13 protein-coding genes and 1 pseudogene are annotated in these 14,411 nt (G+C 65.6%); 4 read left to right on the top strand and 10 right to left on the bottom strand.

Annotated features, from left to right (window positions below; translation table 11 throughout):
• Window positions 1–357: 357 nt before the first annotated feature.
• The 3 genes from ACIBCN_RS02080 to ACIBCN_RS02070 form a co-directional block, all read right to left on the bottom strand.
• Complete coding sequence (locus ACIBCN_RS02080; protein WP_396989608.1) at window positions 358–1,587, bottom strand: hypothetical protein; 1,230 nt, start codon at window positions 1,585–1,587, stop codon at window positions 358–360.
• A 168-nt stretch (window positions 1,588–1,755) separates the two neighbouring features.
• Window positions 1,756–2,301 carry a universal stress protein gene (locus tag ACIBCN_RS02075; protein ID WP_396989607.1) on the bottom strand — a complete coding sequence of 182 codons (546 nt, stop codon included), beginning with the start codon at window positions 2,299–2,301 and terminating at the stop codon, window positions 1,756–1,758.
• 199 nt (window positions 2,302–2,500) lie between these two features.
• Window positions 2,501–2,827, bottom strand: a complete 327-nt coding sequence (locus ACIBCN_RS02070; RefSeq protein ID WP_396989606.1) for a hypothetical protein — start codon at window positions 2,825–2,827, stop codon at window positions 2,501–2,503.
• 180 nt (window positions 2,828–3,007) lie between these two features.
• On the opposite strand from ACIBCN_RS02070, the pseudogene ACIBCN_RS02065 reads away from it, so the two are divergent.
• The 3 genes and pseudogenes from ACIBCN_RS02065 to ACIBCN_RS02055 all read left to right on the top strand — a co-directional run bounded on the left by ACIBCN_RS02065 (window position 3,008) and on the right by ACIBCN_RS02055 (window position 6,057).
• A pseudogene (locus ACIBCN_RS02065) lies at window positions 3,008–3,987 on the top strand (alcohol dehydrogenase catalytic domain-containing protein).
• 124 nt (window positions 3,988–4,111) lie between these two features.
• The gene (locus ACIBCN_RS02060) at window positions 4,112–5,572 is read left to right on the top strand and encodes an aminotransferase class I/II-fold pyridoxal phosphate-dependent enzyme (RefSeq protein ID WP_396990157.1); all 1,461 of its coding nucleotides are present in this window, start codon (window positions 4,112–4,114) and stop codon (window positions 5,570–5,572) included.
• Window positions 5,569–6,057 (top strand): CinA family protein, encoded by a 489-nt coding sequence (locus tag ACIBCN_RS02055; RefSeq protein ID WP_396989605.1) that lies wholly within the window; start codon window positions 5,569–5,571, stop codon window positions 6,055–6,057. Before ACIBCN_RS02060 ends, ACIBCN_RS02055 begins: the two co-directional genes overlap by 4 nt.
• 61 nt (window positions 6,058–6,118) lie before the next feature.
• On the opposite strand, the gene ACIBCN_RS02050 is transcribed toward ACIBCN_RS02055, so the two are convergent.
• The 3 genes from ACIBCN_RS02050 to ACIBCN_RS02040 form a co-directional block, all read right to left on the bottom strand.
• Window positions 6,119–6,619, bottom strand: a complete 501-nt coding sequence (locus ACIBCN_RS02050; RefSeq protein ID WP_396989604.1) for a hemerythrin domain-containing protein — start codon at window positions 6,617–6,619, stop codon at window positions 6,119–6,121.
• Window positions 6,620–6,713: 94 nt separating this feature from the next.
• Window positions 6,714–7,673, bottom strand: coding sequence for an alpha/beta fold hydrolase (locus tag ACIBCN_RS02045; protein WP_396989603.1), 960 nt, complete (start codon window positions 7,671–7,673; stop codon window positions 6,714–6,716).
• Between the two features lie 98 nt (window positions 7,674–7,771).
• Window positions 7,772–8,695: an alpha/beta hydrolase gene (locus ACIBCN_RS02040; RefSeq protein ID WP_396989602.1), complete on the bottom strand. Its 924-nt coding sequence runs from the start codon at window positions 8,693–8,695 to the stop codon at window positions 7,772–7,774.
• Between the two features lie 122 nt (window positions 8,696–8,817).
• On the opposite strand from ACIBCN_RS02040, the gene ACIBCN_RS02035 reads away from it, so the two are divergent.
• Complete coding sequence (locus ACIBCN_RS02035) at window positions 8,818–9,210, top strand: MerR family transcriptional regulator (RefSeq protein ID WP_396989601.1); 393 nt, start codon at window positions 8,818–8,820, stop codon at window positions 9,208–9,210.
• 138 nt (window positions 9,211–9,348) lie between these two features.
• Here the strand turns inward: ACIBCN_RS02035 and ACIBCN_RS02030 are convergent, their stop codons facing one another.
• Genes ACIBCN_RS02030 through ACIBCN_RS02015 form a run of 4 tightly spaced genes read right to left on the bottom strand, consistent with a single transcriptional unit; the run spans window position 9,349 to window position 14,257 of the window.
• The gene (locus ACIBCN_RS02030; protein WP_396989600.1) at window positions 9,349–11,187 is read right to left on the bottom strand and encodes an acyl-CoA dehydrogenase; all 1,839 of its coding nucleotides are present in this window, start codon (window positions 11,185–11,187) and stop codon (window positions 9,349–9,351) included.
• Window positions 11,184–12,167 (bottom strand): alpha/beta hydrolase, encoded by a 984-nt coding sequence (locus tag ACIBCN_RS02025; protein WP_396989599.1) that lies wholly within the window; start codon window positions 12,165–12,167, stop codon window positions 11,184–11,186. Before ACIBCN_RS02025 ends, ACIBCN_RS02030 begins: the two co-directional genes overlap by 4 nt.
• Window positions 12,168–12,176: 9 nt before the next feature.
• Window positions 12,177–13,358, bottom strand: a complete 1,182-nt coding sequence (locus ACIBCN_RS02020; RefSeq protein WP_396989598.1) for an SDR family oxidoreductase — start codon at window positions 13,356–13,358, stop codon at window positions 12,177–12,179.
• A 29-nt stretch (window positions 13,359–13,387) separates the two neighbouring features.
• Window positions 13,388–14,257 (bottom strand): alpha/beta fold hydrolase, encoded by an 870-nt coding sequence (locus ACIBCN_RS02015; protein WP_396989597.1) that lies wholly within the window; start codon window positions 14,255–14,257, stop codon window positions 13,388–13,390.
• Between the last annotated feature and the right edge of the window lie 154 nt (window positions 14,258–14,411).

The raw sequence follows: 14,411 nt of genomic DNA, 5'->3' as shown, positions 1-14,411 counted from the left end.
GGGAACCTCACCAGCCTGGCGGACCGACGGCCGGATTGCTATGCACCGGTCCATCCAGCGAACCACTGAATGTGTTGTTGCAGTTAGTATTACGGTGATGCAGCGAGTCGCAACAGGCGGTCGGTCGTGCTGGATCCACCACTATGACAAGTGTCGGCCGCCTCGTGCGGACAGCCCGTAAAGACCAGGCCGCGATCGCGTATTGGTGTGTGCGGCGAGACGAACGACATCGACCGGAACGGAGGAGGGGCGAGAGCGCTGCGCCACGATCGCTCTTCGCGACCAGGTTGGAGCAACTCCTCGACTGCCGCGCCCAGCGGCAGGGCCGCCACGGCGATGGCGGTGGGCGTCGGAGGTTTATCCGCGATGCGGTTGGTATAGCAGACGCACGACTCGGTTACCGCGCACGATCGCGATCGATGACAGCAGGGTGGACTTGGCTTCCCGCAGGCTCCAGATCGGCACCTCCCCGCTCAGCATCCAGTCGGCGAGGATGGCCGGGAGGGTAAAGCTGAGTCGGAAACCGGCTTCACCATCTTTCGGCACGATCTCCCAGTCCTTGCTGAGCGGCCGGTTGTCGCGGCGGTCACGGGGATAGTCGAGAGTCACCCGGACGTCGGTGTTGTGTGCGTTGTCAACGTACTCCGCGAACGCTTCAGGGTTGTCGACCTGCAGTACGAGAACGAATGGCGCTGGCGGGAATCCGAGGACGAAGTTGTCCAACCCGACGTCACCGAGTCCGGTCACGATCGCTGCCAGCCGGCCGGTCGGCAGTTCCCGCGCCAGCGGCGAGTCCTGGTAGTACTCGTAACTCTCGTAGTACTCGTCGCCTGGCTCGTCGCGCAGTTGTGCCACGTTCAGCCCAGCTTGTTCCCTGTCGTGGGCGACGGCCAGACCGAAGGCAGGCGCCGGGAAGGCCGATTCGCCGGCTGGCCCACGCATCTGGTGGATGTGAGCGGCGAGGTCGGGGAAGTCCTCGTCGTCTACGTTGGTCGGCCAGGTGCCCAGGGTGTGGCGGAGTGCGTGCCGAACCTGATTCAGCGGGAGTGAGGCGAGACCAGCCTTTGCGGCCAGATCGACGATCTGGGTGGCGATGTCATCGGCGGCTGCCAAGAGCGCATCGAAACCCGGATTCGACAGGTCGATCAACGAGATCTGTTGCGCTAGAGCGTATTCCTGCGCCGGCCTGGTGAAGCCACTGGCGGAGAACAGGGCGTACTGATATTGGTAGCGCTTCATCGGGATGTGGTAGGCCCCTGGCGTCTGCGTGCCGTAGTGCTCGTTGACATCACGGATGGTTCCATAGGCATTTCGCACATGCTGGATGCCCGTTCGACGATTGCGATGCTTGGCCTCGACGAAGAGGCGCAACGGCAACGAGAAGGGCAGCGGCAGATCCAATTCGCCGAGCACGTCGACCTGGTGGGTCGTGCCGCGGCCTCGGACCAGCAGGCCTCTTCCGCTGTCTTTCAGTGCCTCTCGATCCTGATCTGCCGCTACAAGCAGCCGATAACCGTTGTCCTGCAACAGCCTGGCGAGGAGTTCCTCGAGCACATATCCCCGTACCGTCGCCAGTATGATCGGCAAGTTGTCCCCTCGGTCACAGATTCCGACTGCCCTGCATGTGCCACTGCTTCAGTCACTGTACTGAGTACGCGGGGTCAGCCGTACGGAAGTTGCCCTGCAGCAGTTGATTCAAGATTGCATTGCTTCCCGAGCGACGGCGCGTTCAGCGGGACCGGTGGCGTTACCGAGTCACGATTCGAAACGGGGCCGTAGCAGCATGCGGAGGCCGGCGGAGCGTTGGCGGACTCCGGACTTTTTTGAACGGTAGGCACGCGTCCTCTCACACGTCGGATAGACCACGAGGACATCGATGTGGGACTTGCGGGCGGCCGCATCGGACAGTGTGCCTAGTCGGCGGCCGATTGCGGTGCTGGTGGCTCGGTCTCCGATGACTAGGAGGTCGGCGTTGGTTTCTGCGGCGACTGCGAGTAATGCCTTGACGGGTGGGCCTTGGACGGCGCGTCGTGCGACGGATTTGATGTCGAACTCTGCTGTGCATTCTGCGGCCGTGCGAAGGATTTCGTTCGCGGGTGCGGAGCCGCGGATCATGTACGCGTCGTTCTTCAGAATATCGGCTATTGCGTCGGCGTCCCGTAGGTGCGTTTTTTCGTAGGGACACACCAGAATCAGTTTTGCGCCGTTGACGACGGCGATGCTCGCTGCCCGTCGCACAGCGATTTTGGATATGTCTGTCCCGTCGACATCGACGACGATGGTTCGATACGTGCTGTTCATTTGGATTCTCCTGGCAGCATGAGAACGAGGCGCGGTTCCTCGGCTCGAGACGGCGTCGTCGCTCGAACAAGAGCTTCGGAAATTGCCTCTCAGCGTCCCTGCTCGCTCCCGGCGAGACGCGAGTGTGTTCCAACCGGAGGAACACGAGTCTGCTGCTGGATCGAACCCGCGGTCGGCTGGACCCGGTCAGGCGCTGCCCTCAATGCCCCCGCTGGTCGGTGAGGCCCAGTCCTTCTTTGGCTTTGATGCGCCGGTGTTCGAGCAGTATCCATACGACGCCGGTGGCTGCTAGTGCCGCTGACGCGATGCCGGCGATGAGGGCCCAGCCTGCGAAACCGTAGGCGGCGGCGGTCAGGCACAGGGCCAGGGCGACTATGCCGAGGGCGCACAGGATTATTCCGGGGATGTTGTAGCCGTCCTCGATGCCTTCACCTGCGTGGCTTCTAGTGGTTCTGGCGTGGTCGGGGAAGCCGTTCTGGTCTCCGTGCCGCGGTGCGGAAACGGGTTCCCGATGTGCGTACGTCATGAGATGTCTCCTTCCGAGGGGATGGAACTAGCGGGGCTGTACCCGCCGTGACTTGGCTCAACCGAGCAAGGAGGCTCCGGTCGCGGCCTCGGCGGCGGGGCAGCGCGGTTTCGGCGCGCATCACCGGGGTACGTGCCAGGGCACCGGGGGTTCGATTGACCGATGCGATCAGGAGCAGCGATGAAAGCCGTGACATGGCAGGGCAAGCGCAAGGTCACCGTGGAGACTGTTCCCGATCCGCGAATCGAGGAGCCGACCGACGCGATCATCGAGGTGAGCTCCACCGGCATCTGCGGTTCGGATCTGCATCTGTACGAGGTGCTCGGCGCGTATATGAGCAGTGGTGATGTGCTCGGTCACGAACCGATGGGACGCGTCGTCGCCACGGGGGCGGCGGTTACCGGACTGTCCGAGGGCGACCGCGTTGTCATTCCGTTCCAGATCAGCTGCGGTGGGTGCCTGATGTGCCGCACCGGGCTGCCGACCCAGTGCGAGACCACGCAGGCGCGCGAATATGGTTGCGGGGCAGCGCTGTTGGCGATATGGCCTGCCGGGTCGCCGCGCACCGCGGCTACCGGGTGATCGGCGTCGATCGCGTTCCTGAGCGTCTGGCGCGAGTCGCCGGTCGCGGCATCGAGGTGATCGATCTGGATGCCGCGGGTGGCGAACTCGGCGACATGATCCGCGAGCGCACCGATGGCCGCGGCACGGATTCGGTGATCGACGCCGTCGGGATGGAAGCCCACGGCTCGCCGATCGCGCACGTCGCGCAGTCGGCGGCAGGTCTGCTGCCCGATGTCGTCGAACAGAAAATGATGGATACCGCGGGTGTCGATCGGCTTGCCGCGTTGAACTCGGCGATCGATATCGTGCGCCGGGGCGGCACGGTATCGCTGCTCGGTGTCTACGACGGGATGCTGGATCCGCTGCCGATGCGGGTGTTGTTCGACAAGCAGATTCAGCTGCGAATGGGTCAGGCCAATGTCAAACGATGGGTCGACGACATCATGCCGCTGCTCGGTGACGACGATCCGCTGGGCGTGGAAACCTTTGCCACCCACCGTCTTCCGCTCGCTTCCGCGCCGGAGGCCTACGCCTCGTTCCAGCAGAAGACCGACGGCGCGGTGAAAATCGTGCTCGATCCGCGGGCTCGGAACTGACAGCCGGTGGTGCGCTCGGAGCCGCCATCCAGCGGGCAACCGAACACCTCGGGTCGAGAACCTCGCGCGAAGTCGAGGGGTTCCTTGCTGAGAATTCGCTGCCATGCTGGGTAATACCCCGGATATGGACCACTCCACAGCTCCCTTGGTAGATGCGTTGGCGGACTACCAGCGCATCGGTCGATACGGGTTCACACCGCCCGGACACCGGCAGGGCCGTGCCGTCGACCGACGGGTCGCCGACGTACTGGGCGCGGACGCGTTTCGCGCTGATGTGCTGGCCAGTTCCGGGCTCGACGATCGGCGCAACCGCGGCGGCTATCTCGAAGACGCCGAAGCGTTGATGGCGGACGCGGTGGGCGCGGAGATGGCGTTCTTCTCCACCTGCGGCAGTTCGCTGTCGGTAAAGGCGGCGATGATGGCGGTGGCCGGCGGACACGACGGCGGCCTGCTCGTCGCCCGCGACAGCCACAAGTCGATCGTGGCCGGGCTGATCTTCTCCGGCGTCCAACCACGCTGGATCACGCCACGATGGGATGCCGAGCGCCACTTCTCCCATCCACCGTCGCCGGAGCAGGTGCGTCAGGCCTGGGAAGATCATCCCGACGCGGCCGGAGCGCTGATCGTGAGCCCGAGCCCCTACGGCACCTGCGCCGACATCGCGGGCATCGCCGAGGTCTGTCACGCGCGGGGTAAACCGTTGATCGTCGACGAGGCGTGGGGCGCGCACTTGCCGTTCCATCCCGACCTGCCGACCTGGGCGATGGACGTGGGCGCCGATCTGTGTGTGGTGAGCGTGCACAAGATGGGCGCCGGTTTCGAGCAAGGCTCGGTGTTTCATGTACAGGGTGATCTGATCGACCGGACCAGGCTCAGCGCGTGCGCGGACCTGCTCATGACGACGAGCCCGAACGTGTTGATCTACAGCGCCCTCGACGGTTGGCGCAGACAGATGGTCGAGCAGGGCCATGACCTACTCGACGCCGCACTCCAGGTGGCCCGGTGGGCTCGCACGGAGCTCGCGGGAACCACGGGAATCACTGTGCTGGAAGACGAACTACTCGGTGTCGAAGCCTCGCACGACCTGGATAGATTGCAGGTACTGCTCGACGTGTCCGAGACCGGTGCCACCGGCTACCAGATCGCCGACTGGTTACGCGAACACCGCCTCCTCGATATCGGCCACAGCGACCACCGTCGAATCCTGGCGACGCTGTCCATGGCCGACGACAAAACCACCGTCGGCCCCCTCATCGAGGCATTGGGTGCCTGCGTGGACGACGTGAAAGGCTCTGCATCCCCATCAATTCGACTGCCAGGCCCGGAAGAACTGCAGTTGGAGAGCGTCCTGCTGCCGCGCGACGCGTTCTTCGGACCGGTGCAGGATGTGCCTGCCCGAGACGCTCCCGGACGCATCGCCGCGGAGCAGATCACCCCGTATCCACCCGGCATCCCCGCCGTCGTGCCCGGTGAGCTCATCGATGAAGCGGTGGTGGAGTACCTGCGCACGGGCGTGGCCGCGGGCATGAATCTGCCCGATGCCGCGGACTCGCAACTGGACACCATCCGGGTCGTCGCCCGATGACCAGCGCGAACTCGCGCCATCGCGTCGCCGAACAACTCGCCCGGGCAGCACTCGGCACCGGGCAGACCGTCGCGGTGGCGGAGTCGTTGACCGCGGGACAGCTCGCGGCCGCGGTGGGCGCGGCGCCGGACGCCGGTAGCTTCTTTCGCGGCAGCGTCGTCGGCTACTCGCGCCGGGTCAAACACAAGGTTCTCGGCGTGCCCGACGGCCCGGTCGTGTCCGAGCACGCCGCCGAGGCCATGGCCCGCACTGTCAAAGACCTGATGGACGCCGACATAGCCGTGGCGGTGACCGGTGTCGGTGGCCCGGATACGCAGGACGGCGAGCCGCCGGGAACGGTGTGGTTCGCCGTGGCCACCGAGACGTCGACGAAGACATCGCGTCAACTTTTCCCGGGCGACCCCGGCGAAGTGCTGCGCCAAACGGTCGACTTCGCGCTGGAGTTGCTAGTGCAGGCTGCGAACGAGCCGAAACATGGTGCCTAGTACGGGTTTCGCTCAACACCCTGGGCGATATCGGACCGGACACCGCGCCGACCCCAATGCGTCAGGAGATCACCGCGTCGACCGCCTTTTTCACCGCCGAGGGCTGGGCAGGTGATGTCGGGGCCTGCTTCTTCAGCTCGATCATCCGCGCGCCGATATCCTGAAGTTGCTTGCGGCCCAGCTTTTCCCGAACTTTCGGGAACCACTCGTGCTCTTCTTCATCGATGTGATGCTCGACGTTTTCGATTAGCACGGTGACCTTGGCGGTGAAATGCTCGTCATCCGGCTTCATCGCGGCCAGCTCCAGCACGAGCACATCGGCGACATGATGCTCCTCATACGATTCGAGAATATCGTCCGTCAGGTCAGGAACCAGTCTGCGGACTTCTGGATACATGCACTCGTTCTCGATGTAGGTGTGCGCGGTGAGCCCCGCGATGATCTTCTCGACAACACGGCCTTTCGTCACATACGCGCCGGAACCCGCTTTCTCGAAGTCCCGGAACAGCTTTCGAATCTCCTTGTGGTCTTCACGCAGCAACACGATCGCATCGGTGCTCATAACGTTCCTCCGAAATGAGGGGTCGGGTAGGCACTCTCCGATATGCCCCGCCTGTAGTGCGCGAAACCACGCGCCACCCATTTCGGGTGCAGCGCTACGGGACAGCTACCGTCTCATCGTCACTCGCTCGCGGTCGCGGTCGCGCAAAAAAGTCGGCCAATGCACCGGTGAGCTCCGTCGGTGCTTCCTCGGCCATATGGTGTCCGGAGTCGATACCGTGGCCACGCACGTCGACGGCCCACGATCGCCAGATGTCGAGTGGATTGCCGTACAGCTCCTCCAGATCATCGCGCAACGACCACAAAATCAAGGTGGGGCACTGTATTAGCCGTCCGGCGGCGCGGTCGGCGGCTTCGTGTTGCCGGTCGATGGTCAGCCCGGCTCGATAATCCTCGAGCATGGCGCGCACCACCTCCGGATTGCGCGTTGCCGCCCGCCATTCGTCATAGTTGTCGCGCCCCATGACATCCGGATCGCCTTGATACCAGCCGTCAGGGTCGGCATTGATGACGCGCTCGGGAGTGCCGGGCTGAGCGAAGAAGAACCAATGCCACCACCGCGTCGCGAACTCCGGCGTGATCCTGGACAAATGCTCGCTGATGGGCAGGCAATCCATCAGCACCACGTGCGAGACGGCGTCCTGATGGTCGAGGACCATACGCAATGCCACGTAGCTGCCCCGGTCGTGCCCGACGACAGCGAACCGGTCGTGCCCCAATGCCCGCATGACGCGCATCATGTCCGCCGCGACCACCCGCTTGGAATAGCCCGTGTGGTCGGTCGTGAAAGCCGGTCCACGCGAACGGCCGTACCCGCGCAGATCCGGGCACACCACCGAGTAACCTCGCTCGACCAAGGCCGGAGCCACCCGATGCCACGTCGCCGACGTCCGCGGATGACCGTGCAAAAGTAATACCGGCGCTCCGATACCGCTGTAACGGACGAAGATTGATGCGGTGCCGTCCTCGACGACAGCGGTCTGAAAGTTATCGAACATCATTCGTAGCGTTCCTGCCTCTAACCCAAAGTGCCGGTGGCCGACCGCCGCTCGCACAACGGCAGTACCCCGAGGCGGGCAACCGAACCGAGGCGATCGATCCCACAGCATTCGCACCGCAATGACCGCACGGTTGCCACCGACTCGGTGCCTGATCAAACGGCGGGCAGGTGTTCCTCGGCGAAGGCGACGGCGTCGGCGATCGCCTTGTCCGCGGCGGGGAGGTGGCCGGCGAGCAGATGCCACACGTGTCCCATTTCCGGTGCGATGTCCAGGCGGGTGGGTACGGCGTCCTCGGCCAATTTGGTGGCCAGCCGGATGGCGTCGCTGAGCATGACCTCGTGCCCGCCGATCTGGATCAGGACCGGAGGGAGACCGCGGGTGTCGGCGAAAACCGGTGAGGCCAGCGGACTGTGCCGCGGGGCGCCGCCCAAGACGAGGGCTGCGGCGCGGCGCAGTCCCGCACGGCCGACGGAGGGATCTGTGCCATCGAGTGTGCGCATGGTGGTCCCGGTGTGCTCGAGGTTCGCCCACGGGGAGATGGCGATCGACGCGGCTGGCAGCGCAAGCCCCTGGTCACGGGCTGCGACCAGGACGCTCACCGCCATCGCGCCGCCCGCGGAGTCGCCGGCGAACACCACGTTCTCCGGCGCGGCACCCTGCTCCAGCAGCCAGCGGTAGGCCGTGACCGCGTCATCGACGGCGGCGGGAAAGACCGCCTCTGGCGCGAGCCGGTAGTCCGGCACCAGCGCGCGAGCACGCAGACCCTTGGCGAGATTGCCGACCAGGCCGCGGTAGCCCTGCGGGTCGCCCACGAGGTAGGCGCCCCCGTGCAGGTAGATCAGGTGCCTGCCGGGGACGGCGGCCGTGGGGGTCGCCCATTCGGCGGCCACCCCGCCGACGTCCACAGCAGCGAAGGTCATCGCGTCCGGTGCGGGAAAGCTGTCCTGGAAGAACTTTCGGTAAGCGATCCGTACCTCGTCCAGGGTGTCGGGCCCCTCCCCTGCGGCCGCGTCGACGACGCCGCCGCTGCGGATAGCCCATTCCTGGTAGAAGGCAGGGACATCGATCGGAACCATGCGGTCCTCCTCATTCGCGGGTGAAAGCGGCTGTGTCCCAGCCGCCCTGCGAGTCTGCAACCATCACATCAATGTGAAGGTCAAACAGCGCAGGCCAGCGGCGGCGTCGTAGGCTCGGGCGCATGAGAATCGGAGAGCTGGCCGAGCGCACCGGCATCTCCCGGCGGTTGCTTCGCTACTACGAGGAGCAGCAGCTGATCACGCCCGGGCGTTCCTTCAACGGCTACCGCGAGTACCAGGAAGCGCATGTGGGCCGCGTGCTGCAGATCAAAGGGCTGCTCGACGCAGGGCTGCCGACCCGGGTCATCGGGCAGATCCTGCCCTGCCTGGACAAGCCCCGCAGCATCTACTTCGACGATCCGACACCTGAGATGGTCGCCATGCTGGAGCGCGAGCACGATCATCTGACGAAACGCATCGACTGCCTGACCCGCAACCGGGACTCGATCGCCGACTACCTGGAGACGGTGCGCGGCATCAGAGCCGTCGTCGAGTCCCCCCGCCGGGTGGGCTGAGCACACTGCCGCATCGCTGACGCGGTCCTGGAATGGTGTCGGTCCACGGTGATGCGATGGCGGCTGCAGCAGGGTTCGTTCTCGTGGACGGCGGTCGCCAATGCGTCGGCCACCAGCGGACGATCCTCGGGGTGTTTATTAGAAGGCGGCTTCGTCCAGGTCCATCATGTCGGTGTCGAGGTTCGAGAGGATGGTGCGGACTGCGGTGAGTTCTGGGAGGACGTTGCGGGCGAAGAACTGGGCGACGGCGACCTTGCCCTGGTAGAACGACTCGTCGGGGCCGGTGGCGCCGTTGTCGAGCGCGTTGATGGCGACCTCGGCCTGACGCAGCAGCTGCCAGCCGATGAGCAGGTCGCCGATCGCGAGCAGGAAGCGGACGGAGCCGAGGCCGACCTTGTACAGCTCGGACGGGTTCTCCTGGGCGCCCATCAGGTGGGCGGTGAGGGTGGCGGCCATGGTTTGCACGTCTTCGAGCGCGGTGGCGAGCTGTTTACGCTCACCCTTGAGGCGGCCGTTGCCCGCTTCGGAGTCGATGAACTTCTGGATCTGGCCTGCCACGTGGGCCAGCGCGACGCCGCGGTCACGGGCGATCTTGCGGAAGAAGAAGTCCTGCGCCTGGATGGCGGTGGTGCCCTCGTAGAGCGAGTCGATCTTCGCGTCGCGGATGTATTGCTCGATCGGGTAATCCTGCAGGAATCCCGAACCGCCGAAGGTCTGTAGTGATTCGGTCAGGTACTGGTAGGCCCGCTCGGAACCGACACCCTTGACGACCGGCAACAGCAAACCGTTTATCCGCGCGGCGAGTTCGGCGTCGGCGCCGGAAACCTGTTCGGCGACAACAGCATCCTGGTGCGCCGCGGTGTACAGGTACACCGCGCGCAGACCTTCCGCGTATGCCTTCTGCATGGCCAGGCTGCGGCGCACATCCGGATGGCGAATGATCGGTACCTTGGGCGCGGACGAGCCCCCACCGCGGGCGAGGTCTCGGCCCTGAATCCGGATTCGCGCATACGCCAACGCATTCAGGTATCCGGTGGACAACGTGGCGGCGGCCTTGACGCCGACCATCATGCGGGCCTGTTCGATCACGTCGAACATCTGCGCTATTCCGTTGTGCACCTCGCCCACGAGCCAGCCCTTGGCCGGAATGCCGTTGCCGCCGAAGGTGACCTCGCAGGTAGCCGAGACCTTCAGGCCCATCTTGTGCTCGACGCCGGTGACGAAGACGCCGTTGCGCTCGCCGAGTTCACCGGTCTCGCAATCGAAGTGGAACTTCGGCACGAAGAACAGCGAAAGCCCCTTGGTGCCAGGACCGGCACCGTCCGGACGGGCCAGCACCAGGTGCATGATGTTCGGGAAAAGGTCATCGGCGTCGGCGGAGGTGATGAACCGCTTGACGCCCTCGATATGCCACGAGCCGTCCTCCTGCGCAACGGCTTTGGTGCGCCCGGCGCCGACGTCGGAGCCGGCGTCCGGCTCGGTGAGCACCATGGTGGCGCCCCAGCCTTGTTCGGCGACGATGCGCGCCCAGCCCCGCTGCTCCGCGGTGGCGTTGTCGTAGAAGATGTTGGCGAACGCGGTACCGGCCATCTCGTAGAAGAAGGCCGCGGGCTGGGCGCCGAGGATCAACTCGGCGACCGCCCACATGACCACCCGCGGCACCTCGATACCGCCGAGTTCCTTGGCGACGAAGAGCCTGCCCCAGCCACCGTCGCGGAGGATGCGGAAGCTCTTCTTGAACGATTCGGGCAGCGTGACGCCGTGCGTTTCCGGATCGAACACCGGCGGGTTGCGGTCGGCGTCGGCGAACGACTCCCCCAGCGGCCCCTCGGCCAGTCGATTGACCTCCGCGAGGATTTCCTCGACCGCGTCGACGCTGAGATCGCCGAACGCGTTGGCGCCCAGGATCGGACCGAGGCCGAGCACCTCGAACAGGTTGAACTCCAGGTCGCGGACGTTGCCCCGGTAGTGACTCATATCTTTGCTCCGAACTCTGCTGCGGCTACCTGGCCGCGGATGCCGTTGTCGCGGTGCGCCGAAGTCAGGAGCGTGTCCAGTTCCCGCACGATGCGGCGCCCGTGCGCCGCCGCGGCCGGAACGAGGTCCTGCATCAGGAAGAAGCCGTGCACCAGCCCCGGACCCGGAATATGCGTCACCGCAACGCCTTCCACACCGAGCTTGTCGGCGAGCGCCTCGCCCTCGGCGCGCAGCGGATCGAATTCGGCGGTACCGACGATGGCGGGCGGCAGTCCGCGCAGATCCGCGTGCAACAGCGCCACGCCCGGCTCGCTGCGCAACCGCCGATCCGGCAGATACTGGTCGTAGAACCAATGCATCTCGGAACCGGTCAGCAAGTAGCCCTCGGCGCACTCGCTGTCCCTGACATAACTCAGGCTCGGATCGACCGGCGGATACAGCAGGAGTTGCGCCGTGAAATCGAAGTCGCCGGCGTCGCGTGCGTACACCGCGACACCAACGGCCATATTGGCGCCCGCGCTGTCGCCGGCGATCACATGGTTTCGGCCCGGATAGCGGCGGGCGGTCCATCCGGCGGCGGCGATGGCGTCGTATAGCGGTGTGGGATAGGGGAATTCGGGCGCCCTCCGATAGTCGACGGACACCACGATCGCGTCCAGCAAGGCGGCGAGCCCCCGGCACGGCCCGTCATGACTCTCGATGTCGCCGAGCACCCACCCGCCGCCGTGCAGGTAGGTGACGACCCGCTCGGCGTCCTCGCGCGGCGTGTAGGTCCTGACCCGCACGCTGCCGTCGCCGACGTCGAGCGTGTGGTCCGCCGTCGCGATCGCGTCCGAGCCGGAGCGATCACGACGCGACCCGATCGCGTTCGCCAGATATCGGCGCCGAGCCTCCTCGACCGGCAGGTCGGAGAACAGCTGCGGCGGACCGTCGGCCGTCTGCCATCGGATCAGGCCGCGCAGAATTCGATCGAGTGGCACCAGAACCTCCTACGACGTCCGCACCGCAGCCGCCGAGCGGACCGGTTCGGTGTAAGCGAAAGCGACTTTGGCCGGGAAGGAGTTGCGGCCGTCGGCGGAGATCCGCAATCGGTACCAGTCGAGCAGCTCACGCAACCGCTGCTGCCCCATCGGCGCACCGGTATTCGACTGCCCCACCACGGCTTCGGTGTTGGTCAGATCGAATGTCTTGCTGTGGTGAAAGTAGCTGCCGTAGAACTCCATGGCGCCGTCGAGCAGTTCGTCGATGCCGGTCAGCTCCCGGCGATCCGCGGTCAGCCGGGGCGGGCGCAGGCCGGCCCAGGGGAACGCGATATCCATGAATTGCTGGGTACTGGGCGATTCGGCGTTGCTCAGGTGATAGACCGACCGCACCGGTCCGCGCAATCCCACCTGAACGCCGTTGCGCGCGACCAGATCGACCGGCACGAAGTTCAGCTCGGCGACGGGATCGCACAGCAGGGTCACGTCGCGGTACCGCATCATGTGCGCGAATACCTCCGCCACCCGCTCCCGGAATTTCATCAGCGCGCTGGCGAATCCGTACATCCCGGAGAAGGTGGTGACCGCCGCCGTCCCGGAGTGACCGACCACGATGCTCGGCCGCAGAATCCGCCAGTCGAACCCGCTGCCCGCGACCAGGCGCTCGGCGCGGATCTTCGACACCTCGTAGTGGTTGTTGGCCCACTCGGTGGTTTCGGGGACCTCCTCGTACTGCACTCCGGTGCGGCGACCCGCGGTGTAGCTGGTGCTGACGTAGTTCAGCTGCGGACCGCCGAGATCGCGCACCAGGTCGAGCACATGCTGTGTGCCACCAACGTTGAGCCGATAGATCTCGTCGGCGTAGGCATCCTCGTAGCGCAGCGAGGCCGCCGAGTGCCACAGCTGAGTGATCCGGGGCAGTCGTGCGGCGTCGACCGCGCAGCCGGGCTCGAGGATGTCGCCGGCGACGGCGCGGACCCGCTGCTCGATGTCGGGGATCAGGTCGACGCGGCCGAAATCCTCGGCGGCGGTCTGCAGGGCCAGGTCGAGCCGGTCCTGCGCCATGGCGTCGTCGCTGCCGCGGACGATGGCGAACACCTCGTCGTCGGTGGCGTCGAGCAGCTCGAGGATCAGGGCGGCGCCGACCAGGCCGGTACCGCCGGTCACCACATGCGTTGCGGCATTGCTCATGGGAATCTGCCTTTCGGGAGGGCTCGAAGTCATTGCTGCTTCGCCGATTCGAGGCCACCGATGAATGTGCGAATGCCCTGCTCGACCGCCTCGGTGGCTTCCATGGACAGCAGGTGCCCGATGTTCGGCAGGAAGAGCAACTCACTGTCCGGTATCAGCTGGGCGGCGGCCTCGGCCGAGCTACGGCTCCAGAGGAAATCGTTCTCGCCGATGATCAGCAACGTCGGGCACACCAAGGTGGACAGCGAGTCGGGGTCGTCCGCCGCCTCGAGCGAGGAGGTCAGATTGGCCAGCAGGGACGCGACCGAGTGGAGGGAGGTGAAGACCTCCCGCAGCCCCAGGTACAGCGCGTTGCCACCCGCCGCCATGGTCTGATCGGAGAAGATTTGCGAATACAGCTGATCCCACAGGGCCGGGGTGCCCGCGCTCTCCAGCGTGTTCAGCCACGACCGGGTGACGGCTCGGCGCCGTCGGCTGGTGTACGGCGAGAACGACGGCGCTTGCAACACAACGCCTTCCACCCTGTCGGGGTGGGCGATCGCGAAGTCGCGGGCCAGCAGCGTCGAGGTGGAGGTGCCGACCAGATAGACCTGCTCGAGTCCGAGCCCGTCGAGCAGGTCGCGCAGATCATCGAGATGATCGGACCAGCTCACCGCCTCGAAGCCGGCCGTCGTCGCACCCTGGTTGCGCAGGTCGTAGGTGGTGACCCGATAGTCCTGCGACAAGGTGGGCGCCCAGGTCCGCCACATCGGGGCGATGCTGTAGAAGTTGTTGAGCAGCACCACATTCGGTCCGGTGTCGCCGTTGGTTTCGTGATAGATCTCGATGCCACGGTCGGTGACCAGCGGAGCGCTCTCGCGGTAGCGGACGTCCAGCGATGGTAGGGCAGTTTCGGACATGGGTGATCCTTCCTGATGGGTCTTATTCCCACTGCGGCCCGGGCGAATGCCGCCGCACGCCGCAGCATTTCCGGTGCCCGGTATTACGGCCGCGCTTTCCAGCAGTAATCGACGGGAACGAATTCGATCGACTTCGCCTGCCGCAGGTTCTCTT

This window comes from Nocardia sp. NPDC051052, from assembly GCF_044456045.1.
Lineage (GTDB): Bacteria > Actinomycetota > Actinomycetes > Mycobacteriales > Mycobacteriaceae > Nocardia.
Note: the sequence above shows the minus strand (reverse complement) of the source record. Positions and strands in the feature narration are given on the sequence as shown.

Bases quoted from the DNA above. Each gene is read 5' to 3' on its own strand.
- ACIBCN_RS02030 (WP_396989600.1), bottom strand. From the start codon at position 11,187: ATGAGTCACTACCGGGGCAACGTCCGCGACCTGGAGTTCAACCTGTTC.
- ACIBCN_RS02075 (WP_396989607.1), bottom strand. From the start codon at position 2,301: ATGAACAGCACGTATCGAACCATCGTCGTCGATGTCGACGGGACAGAC.
- ACIBCN_RS02055 (WP_396989605.1), top strand. From the start codon at position 5,569: ATGACCAGCGCGAACTCGCGCCATCGCGTCGCCGAACAACTCGCCCGG.
- ACIBCN_RS02020 (WP_396989598.1), bottom strand. From the start codon at position 13,358: ATGAGCAATGCCGCAACGCATGTGGTGACCGGCGGTACCGGCCTGGTC.
- ACIBCN_RS02015 (WP_396989597.1), bottom strand. From the start codon at position 14,257: ATGTCCGAAACTGCCCTACCATCGCTGGACGTCCGCTACCGCGAGAGC.
- ACIBCN_RS02035 (WP_396989601.1), top strand. From the start codon at position 8,818: ATGAGAATCGGAGAGCTGGCCGAGCGCACCGGCATCTCCCGGCGGTTG.
- ACIBCN_RS02060 (WP_396990157.1), top strand. From the start codon at position 4,112: ATGGACCACTCCACAGCTCCCTTGGTAGATGCGTTGGCGGACTACCAG.
- ACIBCN_RS02070 (WP_396989606.1), bottom strand. From the start codon at position 2,827: ATGACGTACGCACATCGGGAACCCGTTTCCGCACCGCGGCACGGAGAC.
- ACIBCN_RS02040 (WP_396989602.1), bottom strand. From the start codon at position 8,695: ATGGTTCCGATCGATGTCCCTGCCTTCTACCAGGAATGGGCTATCCGC.
- ACIBCN_RS02050 (WP_396989604.1), bottom strand. From the start codon at position 6,619: ATGAGCACCGATGCGATCGTGTTGCTGCGTGAAGACCACAAGGAGATT.